Source organism: Gordonia sp. (in: high G+C Gram-positive bacteria) (genome assembly GCF_012515855.1).
In the GTDB taxonomy this organism is placed as follows: Bacteria; Actinomycetota; Actinomycetes; order Mycobacteriales; family Mycobacteriaceae; genus Gordonia.
Genome location: NZ_JAAYXO010000191.1, coordinates 1 through 9,368 on the forward strand (window position 1 = coordinate 1; position 9,368 = coordinate 9,368).

Annotated in this window: 10 protein-coding genes; 1 reads left to right on the plus strand and 9 read right to left on the minus strand. The window is 69.5% G+C overall.

The features are described from left to right. The 8 genes from GX543_RS13520 to mihF form a co-directional block, all read right to left on the minus strand. The coding region (locus tag GX543_RS13520; RefSeq protein ID WP_290852572.1) for a transcription antitermination factor NusB at positions 1–464 on the minus strand (464 nt) is incomplete at its 3' end. Continuing rightward, positions 461–1,402 (minus strand): methionyl-tRNA formyltransferase, encoded by a 942-nt coding sequence (fmt, locus tag GX543_RS13525; RefSeq protein ID WP_290852573.1) that lies wholly within the window; start codon positions 1,400–1,402, stop codon positions 461–463. The genes GX543_RS13520 and fmt, both read right to left, overlap by 4 nt. A 1-nt stretch (position 1,403) precedes the next feature. After that, a complete protein-coding gene (locus tag GX543_RS13530; RefSeq protein WP_290852663.1) occupies positions 1,404–3,344 on the minus strand; it encodes a primosomal protein N' in 1,941 nt (646 codons plus the stop codon). A 105-nt stretch (positions 3,345–3,449) separates the two neighbouring features. Next, positions 3,450–4,664, minus strand: coding sequence for a methionine adenosyltransferase (gene metK, locus GX543_RS13535; protein WP_290852574.1), 1,215 nt, complete (start codon positions 4,662–4,664; stop codon positions 3,450–3,452). Next, positions 4,661–5,977, minus strand: coding sequence for a bifunctional phosphopantothenoylcysteine decarboxylase/phosphopantothenate--cysteine ligase CoaBC (gene coaBC, locus GX543_RS13540; RefSeq protein WP_290852575.1), 1,317 nt, complete (start codon positions 5,975–5,977; stop codon positions 4,661–4,663). The genes metK and coaBC overlap by 4 nt, the downstream gene beginning before the upstream one ends. 9 nt (positions 5,978–5,986) lie before the next feature. Next, a complete protein-coding gene (rpoZ, locus tag GX543_RS13545; RefSeq protein ID WP_290852576.1) occupies positions 5,987–6,286 on the minus strand; it encodes a DNA-directed RNA polymerase subunit omega in 300 nt (99 codons plus the stop codon). A 1-nt stretch (position 6,287) separates the two neighbouring features. Beyond that, positions 6,288–6,908, minus strand: a complete 621-nt coding sequence (gene gmk, locus GX543_RS13550; RefSeq protein ID WP_290852578.1) for a guanylate kinase — start codon at positions 6,906–6,908, stop codon at positions 6,288–6,290. A gap of 2 nt (positions 6,909–6,910) precedes the next feature. Then, the gene (gene mihF / locus GX543_RS13555) at positions 6,911–7,225 is read right to left on the minus strand and encodes an integration host factor, actinobacterial type (protein WP_006894812.1); all 315 of its coding nucleotides are present in this window, start codon (positions 7,223–7,225) and stop codon (positions 6,911–6,913) included. A 247-nt stretch (positions 7,226–7,472) separates the two neighbouring features. Between mihF and GX543_RS13560 the strand changes: the two genes are divergently transcribed. Then, entirely contained in the window at positions 7,473–8,540 is a 1,068-nt protein-coding gene (locus GX543_RS13560) for an alpha/beta fold hydrolase (RefSeq protein ID WP_290852581.1), read from the plus strand. Positions 8,541–8,548: 8 nt separating this feature from the next. Here the strand turns inward: GX543_RS13560 and pyrF are convergent, their stop codons facing one another. After that, positions 8,549–9,367, minus strand: a complete 819-nt coding sequence (gene pyrF, locus GX543_RS13565; RefSeq protein ID WP_290852583.1) for an orotidine-5'-phosphate decarboxylase — start codon at positions 9,365–9,367, stop codon at positions 8,549–8,551. Between the last annotated feature and the right edge of the window lies 1 nt (position 9,368).

Sequence of the window (9,368 nt, forward strand, 5' to 3'; positions counted from 1 at the left end):
TGACTGACCTTGCGGAGCACCGCGTTGACGAAGCCCGACGGCCCCATGCCGTTCTCGGCGCGGGCGATGTCCACCGACGTCGAGACGGCGGCGTGCGAACCGATGCGGGTGCGGAGCAGCTGATAGGCGCCGAGCCGAAGGACGTCGAGGAGCTTGCCGTCGATCTCGTCGACGGGGCGACCGGCGGCGGCCGCGATCACCGCGTCGAGGAACCCGATCGAGCGCGCGGCGCCGTAGGTGAGCTCGGTGGCCAGCGCCGCGTCGCGGCCGGTGATCTTCCGTTCGCGGAGCATCTTCGGCAGCAGCAGGTTGGCGTAGGCGTCGCGCTCGCGGACCGCGCGCAGCACGTCGCGGGCGGCGATGCGAGCCGGATCTATGTCCTTGTCGCGGAACTTGTTCGGCTTGGTGCCGCCGTCCTTGTGGGGGCCGCGCTGAGAATGATCGGTCCTGGGTCGATCGGTCATGCGAACTTCTCCGTTCCGTCGAGCCGACTGCCGCGCGCCCAGTCGGCGGCGTTCATCGACTTCTTCCCCGGTGCCTGCACCGTACTCAGCCGCACCGCACCGGACGCCGTTCCGACGAACACCGCCTTCTTGGTGACGCCGAGGACCCCGGGTGCGAGTCCGGCGGGGACGTTGTCGTCGCCGTCGACGGGTGTCACCGCGCCGAGCTTCACGCGGGCATCGCCCAGCATGGCCCAGGCGCCCGGCGCCGGCGTGTGTGCCCGCACCGAACGGCCGATCAGGTGCGACGGCAGGTCCCAGCGAACGTGTGCATCGTCGGTGGTGATCTTGGCGGCGTGGGAGACCCCGTCTTCGGGCTGTGCCACCGGCACCAGTTCGCCCGCCTCGATGCCGTCGATCACGGCGCGCGCCAAGCCGGCACCGGATACGGCGAGCCGTCCCAGCAGGTCGCCGGAGGTGTCCGTGTCGCGGATTCGCTCGGTGAGGGTTCCGTAGACCGGGCCGGTGTCGAGGCCCGCTTCCAGCAGGAAGACGCTGGCACCGGTGATCTCGTCGCCCGCGGCGATCGCCGCCTGGACCGGGGCAGCTCCGCGCCAGGCGGGAAGGATCGAGAAGTGCAGGTTGATCCAACCGTGCGGGAGGGCGTCGAGGATGCTCTGCGGGATCAGGCCGCCGTAGGCCACGACCACCCCGAGGTCCGCGTTCCAGCGCGCCAGCGCCTCGGCGACCTCCGGCTCGGACATCCGGGCCGGGGTGATCACCTCGATCCCGTGCGCGTCGGCCAGCGTCCCGACATCCGACCGCACCACGCGTCGACCGCGGCCCGCGGTGGTGTCGGGTCGGGTGATGACGCCGACCACCTCGTGGTCGTCGGAGTCGAGCAATTCCTTCAGGGTCGGCACGGCCACATCGGGCGTGCCGGCGAACACCAGCCTCATGTCAACCAATCGTAGGTGGATCTATTTGGACCCGGATGCCTGCGGTGTCGTCGTGGCGCGCATTGCGGAGCGCCTGCGCAGCGCGGAGGGCCTCGGCGAGTTGGCGGCCGGCCACGCGCGGGGTCCGCAACAGGATGCGGTCGACGGGTCCGGAATCGTCCAGACCCGCGGGTCGTCGTACCCCCGGGGGCAGCGGCACGGGTCCGAGGGTCTCGGCGTCGGTGGGCATGTCGAGCAGGTCGAGGAACGCCGAGACCGCGGCGGGCGGACCGTCCACCGAGGCCATCGTGACGGCGGGCGGAAAGCCGAGTTCTACGCGGTGGCCGAGTTCGATCGACGCGAAACCGATCGGATCCCAACGGATCAGCGCCTGCACCGCGGCTTCGGAGGCGTCGGCGACCACCACCACCCGACCGCCGTCGCCGCGGGGTCGCACCAGCGTCGCGACCGCCATCCAGGCGCGCACCGCCTCCTCGGCGGCACGCAGGTCCTCGCGGTCCAGTTGGGCCCAGGTGTCGAGCAGGACGGCGGCCCCGTAGCCGCCGGGAGCGCGCGGCGCCGCCCCGGGCGTCGCGATCACCACGCGGGGACCCTCCGGGATCTCGTCGACGATCTTGTCGCCCGACGATGTGATCACCGGTACGCCGCGGAAAGCCCGGCCCAATTCCTCGGCGGTCCGCTGGTCGCCGACCATCAGTGCCCGCACCGCGGTGCCACCGCAGGCCGGGCACACGAACCGATTCTCCGGTCGAGCGCACCAGCGGCACGCGAGATCGCCGCGGTCGGACATCTGCAGCGGGCCGTTGCACGCCCGGCATCGCGCGTGGGCGCGGCACCGCGCACACGACACCGACGGCAGGTAGCCGCGTCGGGGAACGCTGAACAACACCGCCTGGTCGGCGGCCAGTGCCCGTCGGGCGGCGTCGAACGCGATTCCCGGAATGCGCGCTGCCCGTGCCAACGGGTCGCCGGCGATCCGCCGATCTTCGTCGGAGAGGCCGTCGACGCGGGGCATCCGCTCGCGCACCGTCGTTCGCGGGCCGACGACGTCGAACGCCCACCCGGACTCCACCAGCGCCTGCACCTCGGCGGTGCGCGCGTGGCCCCCGACCAGCAGCGCGGCCCCCGCCGCGTGGGCTCGCAGCACTCCGACCTCTCGGGGATGCGGATACGGCGACCGCGGTTCGTCCAGGCTGTCGTCGCCGTCGTCGAACACGACGATGAGCCCGATGTCCCGGACGGGCGCGAAGATCGCACTGCGGGTCCCGATCACCACCGTCGCCCTCCCCCGCAGCACCGACAGCCAGCGCCGGTACCGGGCGGTGGGTCCGAGCCCGGCGGCCAGCGTGACGCACTGTTCGCCGAGCAGGGGTTCGCAGGCGGCTTCGAGCCGGTCGAGATCACGCTGGTCGGGTACCACCATCACCACGCCGCGCCCGGCGGCCGCCGCACAGGCGGCGAGCTCGGCCAGCCGCGCCGCGACGTCCTCTCCCGGCAGCGCCTGCCAGCCCGCGTGCGGGTGCCCGCCGTCCACCACGGCGTCGACGAACTGCGAGCCGGAATCGTAGGCGCCCCACCCGTTCACGACTGGCGCCTCGATGGGCGGCAGTACGTCGTGGCTCGTCGGCTCCTTCTCCACCCGCGCATGCCGTGGCGGAATGGCCGAGCGCAGCACATCGGCCAGCGTGCCCGCGTACCGATCCGCGACGGCCCGACACAGGGTCGCCAGTTCGTCGGTCAGGACGCGTTCGGGCGAGACCACGCGGTCGAGCCACGACAGCTTGCCGTGGTGCTCGCTCCGCTCGACGCGCTCCAGGAGGTAGCCGTCCACCAGACGCCCCGCGAAGCGCACGCGGACTCGGACGCCCGCCTGCGCCTGCGCGTCCGTCTTGGTGTCGACGAGATAATCGAAAGGACGGTCCAGGTGGGCCAGCCCGAGCATCGGGAGAACGCGAGCAACGGGCCGCTGCGAAGCAGCGACCCGTTGATTGCGTGCAGGCTTCACAGCCTGCTCATCGACTGTCACATCGGTGAGAATACGGCCCGCTCAGAGGCCTGCGGCGGCACGCAGCGCGTCCACGCGATCCGTCCGCTCCCACGGAAGGTCGACGTCGGTGCGTCCGAAATGACCGTACGCCGCGGTCGGCGCGTAGATCGGCCGCAGCAGTTCGAGATCGCGGACGATGGCGCCCGGACGGAGATCGAAGACCTCCGAGATCGCCTTCTGGATGATCCCGGTGTCCACCTTCTCGGTTCCGAAGGTCTCGACGAACAGCCCGACCGGGGCGGCCTTGCCGATCGCATAGGCCACCTGGACCTCGACCCGCTTGGCGAGCCCCGCCGCCACTGCGTTCTTCGCCACCCAGCGCATCGCGTAGGCGGCGCTGCGGTCGACCTTCGAGGGGTCCTTGCCCGAGAAGGCGCCGCCGCCGTGACGGGACATGCCGCCGTAGGTGTCGACGATGATCTTGCGCCCGGTGAGACCTGCGTCGCCCATCGGGCCGCCCAGCACGAAGCTGCCCGTCGGGTTCACCAGCAGTCGCAGGTTCGAGGTGTCGAGCTTCACCGGCAGCTGCAGCTCGGCGAAGACCGGCTCCAGGACGTGCTTGCGGATGTCGGGCGTCAGCATGCCGTCGATGTCGATGTCGGCGGCGTGCTGCGTCGACACCACGACGGTGTCCAGGCGGACCGGGGTGTCGCCCGCGTACTCGATGGTGACCTGGGTCTTGCCGTCGGGACGCAGGTACGGAAGGATCCCGTCCTTGCGGACCTGGGTGAGGCGACGCGAGATCCGATGCGCCAGCGCGATCGGCAGCGGCATCAGTTCCGGCGTCTCGTCCGAGGCGTAGCCGAACATCAAGCCCTGGTCGCCCGCGCCCTGCGAGTCCAGATCGTCCTCGCCGGTGCCGGTGCGCTTCTCGTGCGATTCGGTCAGACCCTGGGCGATCTCCGGGGACTGCGCACCGATGGCGACGTTGACGCCGCAGGAGGCGCCGTCGAAGCCCTTGGTCGACGAGTCGTAGCCGATCTCGAGGATCTTCCCACGCACGATGGTCGGGATGTCGACGTAGGCGGTGGTGTTGACCTCGCCCGCCACGTGCACCTGCCCGGTCGTCACGAGCGTCTCGACGGCGACCTTCGCGCGGGGGTCCTTCGCGAGCATCGCATCGAGGATGGAGTCACTGATCGCATCGCAGATCTTGTCGGGGTGACCCTCGGTGACAGATTCGCTCGTGAATAGACGGGACGCAGAGCCGCTCATCGGTTCCTCTCGGTGTTGTCCCTCGCGGGAACAGGGTTCGTAAGTGTGTTGCCGCCCCGGTCGGTTCCCGGGTGCACCCGTCCATCTGGCACGAGAGAGGCGACTTCGTCAAGGATTCTGCTCGCCATCAACGTCTTTGAGCCAAAAGGCAGCCCGGTCTCCTGGCCGTCGGCGCTCAGCAACCAGCCCGTGTTGTCCTCGGTGCCGAAGGCCTTGCCGCCGCCGACCGCGTTGACCACGAGCAGGTCGCAGCCCTTGCGGCGCAGCTTGGCGCGACCGTGATCGAGGACGCCTCCGTCGGCGTCGCCGGTCTCGGCCGCGAACCCGACGATCACTGTTCCGGGCGCGATCTTGCCGTCGGCGCGATCGCGCACCAGGCCCGCGAGGATGTCGGGGTTGGTGTCGAGGTGGATGGGCGCCGGACCTTCGGCGCCCTTCTTGATCTTGGCGTCGGCGACGGCGATCGGCCGAAAGTCCGCCACGGCCGCAGCCATGATCACCACGTCGGCGTCGCGGGCACGCTCGGACATCTCCCGCTGCATCTCGACCGCCGAGTCGACGTCGACGATCTCGACCGACGCCGGATCGCCGGGGTCCGACGTCGCGCCGGACACCAGGGTGACGTGGGCGCCGCGCTGCGAGGCGGCTCGGGCCAGGGCGTAGCCCTGCTTGCCCGAACTGTGGTTGCCGAGATAGCGAACCGGGTCGAGCGCTTCGCGTGTGCCGCCTGCGCTGATGACCATGCGGACACCCGACAGGTCGTACGGCAGCGCATCGGATCGCTGAAGCAGAAGGTCGCCCAGTGCCGCGATCTCCGACGGCTCCGGCATGCGGCCGGCACCGGTGTCGGCGCCGGTCAGCCGGCCGACCGCCGGTGTCATCACGGTGACGCCGCGACGTCGGAGGGTCGCGACGTTGTCGACGGTCGCCGGATGCTCCCACATCTCGGTGTGCATCGCGGGGACCATCAACACCGGGCAGCTCACCGTCAACAACGAGGCGGTGAGCAGATCGTCGGCTCGACCGGCAACCGCCCGCGCCATCAGGTCGGCGGTCGCGGGGGCGATGATCACCAGGTCGGCCTGCCGACCGAGGGCGACGTGCGCCACCTCGTCGACGTCGTCGAAGACCTCGGTGGTCACCGGGTTGCCGGAGAGTGCCTCGAACGTCGCTGCGCCGACGAAGTTGAGCGCAGCGCGGGTCGGCATGACGCGAACGTCGTGGCCGGCCTCCGTGTAGTGACGGATCACCGAACAGACCTTGTACGCGGCGATTCCACCGCCCACACCGATCAGGATGTGCGCTTTCGACACCTGCGGGGCCTACTCGCCTTCGGTGTGCTCGAGAAGGTCCGAGTGGATCTCGCGCATCGCGATGGAGAGGGGCTTCTCCTGGACGCCCGGCTCCACGAGGGGGCCGACGTACTCGAGGATGCCCTCGGCGAGCTGGTTGTAGTAGTCGTTGATCTGACGCGCGCGCTTGGCCGCGTAGATCACCAACGCGTATTTCGACGAGGTGCGCTCAAGCAGTTCGTCGATCGGCGGATTGGTGATGCCCAGCGGGGTGTCGTAGACGGCCTCGTCCACGATGTCGCCGGTTTCGATCTCGGTCTGAGTGCTCAACTCAACTCTCCTGCGAAGTATGTGCCTGGGCTGTCTCGTCCGAGGACGGCCCAACCAGCAAGTTTACCAACTGTTTGGCGGCTACGTCGACATCGTCGTTCACGATGACGTGCTGAAACTCATCACGCGCCTCCATTTCGGTGCGCGCGGTCGCCAATCGACGCTCGATGTCCTCCGCCGATTCGGTTCCGCGACCCTTGAGCCGCTGCACCAGTTCGTCCCAGTTCGGCGGGGCGAGGAAGACGGTGATCGCCTCCGACATGGCGGACACCACGTTGCGCGAACCGACCAGATCCACTTCCAGAAGAACTGGCAGCCCGGACGCCAGCGCGCTCTGCACCGGCGCCGCCGGCGTTCCCGAACGCTGCAGACCACCGTGAATGTCGGCCCACTCGAGCAGTTCCCCTCGATCGATCATCGCGTCGAAGTCGGGACGGCTGACGAAGTGGTAGTCGCGCCCGTCGATCTCACCGGGTCGCGGGTCACGCGTGGTCGCCGAGATGCTGAACCACAGCTCCGGCACCAGATCACGTAACCGACGGACGACCGTCGACTTGCCGACGGCCGAGGGGCCGACCAGTACAACCAGTCGGCCCCTCCGTCGGGATTGCTCCGAAGTCACGCTCAGGAGCTGAACTTCTCAAGCAGGGCCTTGCGCTGACGGTCGCCCAGGCCGCGAACACGACGAGTCGGAGCGATCTCCAGCTCGGTCATGATCTCCTGCGCCTTGACCTTGCCGACCTTCGGCAGTGCCTCGAGGAGCGCAGAGACCTTCATCTTGCCGAGGATCTCGTCGTTCTCGGCGTCGGCCAGCACCTGCTGCAGGTTGGTGCCGCCACTCTTCAAACGGTTCTTGAGCTCGGCACGAACACGGCGAGCGGCAGCCGCCTTCTCAAGTGCTGCTGCGCGCTGCTCATCGGTCAACTGGGGAAGAGCCACGGTTCCTCCGTCTTTCGTTTCTACAGTTCGGTTTGTCCACGCGACGCTATACGAACATCTCGTGTGTTTTCGCCTCGGCGGGACGAGTCCCTGCGAGCGAATCGGTTCAAGCCTAACGCTCGACGCCGTGTCCCATGCAAGCGGACCAGCACAAACGGTACCTGGAACCGCTCTCGCGACGCGTCATCCGCATCGGCGCGCCCTGCGTGTTGTCGATAGGGGCGTCGAACAAGGTACCCTCCGCTCCATGCTCAGCGACCTTCGGACCCTCGCGCGTGTCCTCACCAACGATCTCGCGCCCACTGCCACCACCGAGAGCACCATGCTGTCCACGCGACCGCACGCCCGGCTCGTCCGGTACGGCTCGTCGGCCCAGTTGGCGGCGGCCCGCGCTGCCGGCCAGGTCCCGGTACTTCTGGTGCCGCCGCTCGCGGTTCCCGCGCGCTGCTACGACCTCGCGCCCGACGCCCAGCCGGGCAACTCGGTGGTCGAGTTCCTGCTGAGCATCGGGACCATCCCGTACGTGATCGATCTGGGCGACGTCACCTACCGTGATCGCCACCTCGGATTCGAGACCTACATCGACTCGATCATCCCGCGCGCCATCGGCGACGTGGTCGACGACTTCCGGTCGGCTCCCGACGCCGTCGACCTGATGGGGTGGAGTCTTGGCGGAACGTTGTCGCTGCTCACGGCAGGCGCGCACCGCGAACTGCCCATCCGGTCGGTCATCACGGTCGGCACCCCGCTGGACTACAAGAAGATCGAGCCGTACCCCATCGTCCGGAAGCTCCTCGGCCCCACCGGCGGTCGTCCGTTCACGTACGCCATCCGCGCCCTGGGCGGAATCCCGGGGCCGGCGGTGCGGCTGGCCTACCGAGCCACGGCGTGGGACCGGGAGCTGCTGAAACCGAAGTACATCCTGCAGAATCTGCGGGACACCGACGCCCTGATCCGGATGCAGGTCATCGATCGCTTCCAGAGCTCCCTGCCCGGCTACCCCGGCCGGGTGAGCGAGCAGATGTTCGTCAACCTGATCCTGCGCGACGAGATCTCACAGGGCACCCTGCACTTCGACGACCTGACCGTCGACCTGGCGTCCATCACCACGCCGGTGTTCATGGTCGGATCGCACAAGGACGCCATCGTCAGCCACGCCGCGGCGAAGCACGGCGTCGCGCTGTTCGCCGACTCGGTCTACACCGAGTTCCACACCGTGGAGACCAGCCACCTCGGGCTGCTGACCGGCGAGGCCGCGCAGAACCAGACCTGGCCCGCGATCGCCGCCTTCCGCGACAAGATCAGCAGCGTCTAGTCAGCCGGTCAACCCAGCGCGCTCTCGATCTCATCGCGCGTCCGCGCCGCGGCCGCGGCCAACGCGGCCGGGTCGGGGCCGGCCCCCAGGATGCTGCGGCTGGCCGCCGGAAGCAGCCACGACAGGTCGGCCCCGTCGAAGATCCGCGCGAGATCGGCGGCGGTGGCCCCCTGTGCGCCGAGCCCCGGCGACAGCACCGGTCCGCCCAGTGCACTCAGGTCGAGACCGTGCTGGCGCGTCGCTCCGACCACCACGCCGACGGTTCCCGAGCCGTCGGCGTTGGTCTCGGCGGCGGCGTCGACGATCGACTGGGCGACCGTGCGACCGCCCGCGTCGGCGGTCTGCACTGCCCCGCCTTCGGGGTTCGACGTCCGCGCGAGCGCGAAGATCCCACGGCCGGTCTCCTTGGCCTTCCCGATCATCGGGTCGAGGGAACCGAAGCCGAGGTACGGCGACGCGGTGACCGCATCGGAGCACAGCGGCGACGCGTCGTCGAGCCAGGCTCCCGTGTACGCGGCCATCGTGGAGCCGATGTCGCCGCGTTTGGCGTCGGCCAGGACCAGCGCCCCGGCGGCGCGACATCCGGCGATCACGTCCTCGAGGACCGCGAAACCTGCGGAACCGAAGACCTCGAAGAACGCGACCTGAGGTTTGATGACCGCCGCGACCGGACCCAGGCCGGCCACTGCGGCGTCGGCGAAGGCGCGCAGCCCGTCGACGGTGACCGGGAGCCCCCACTGCTCCAGCAGGGCGGCATGCGGGTCGATGCCCGCACATAGCCGACCCCGCTGGTCGACGACGGCTCGGTAGCTGGTCGCGAAGGTCATC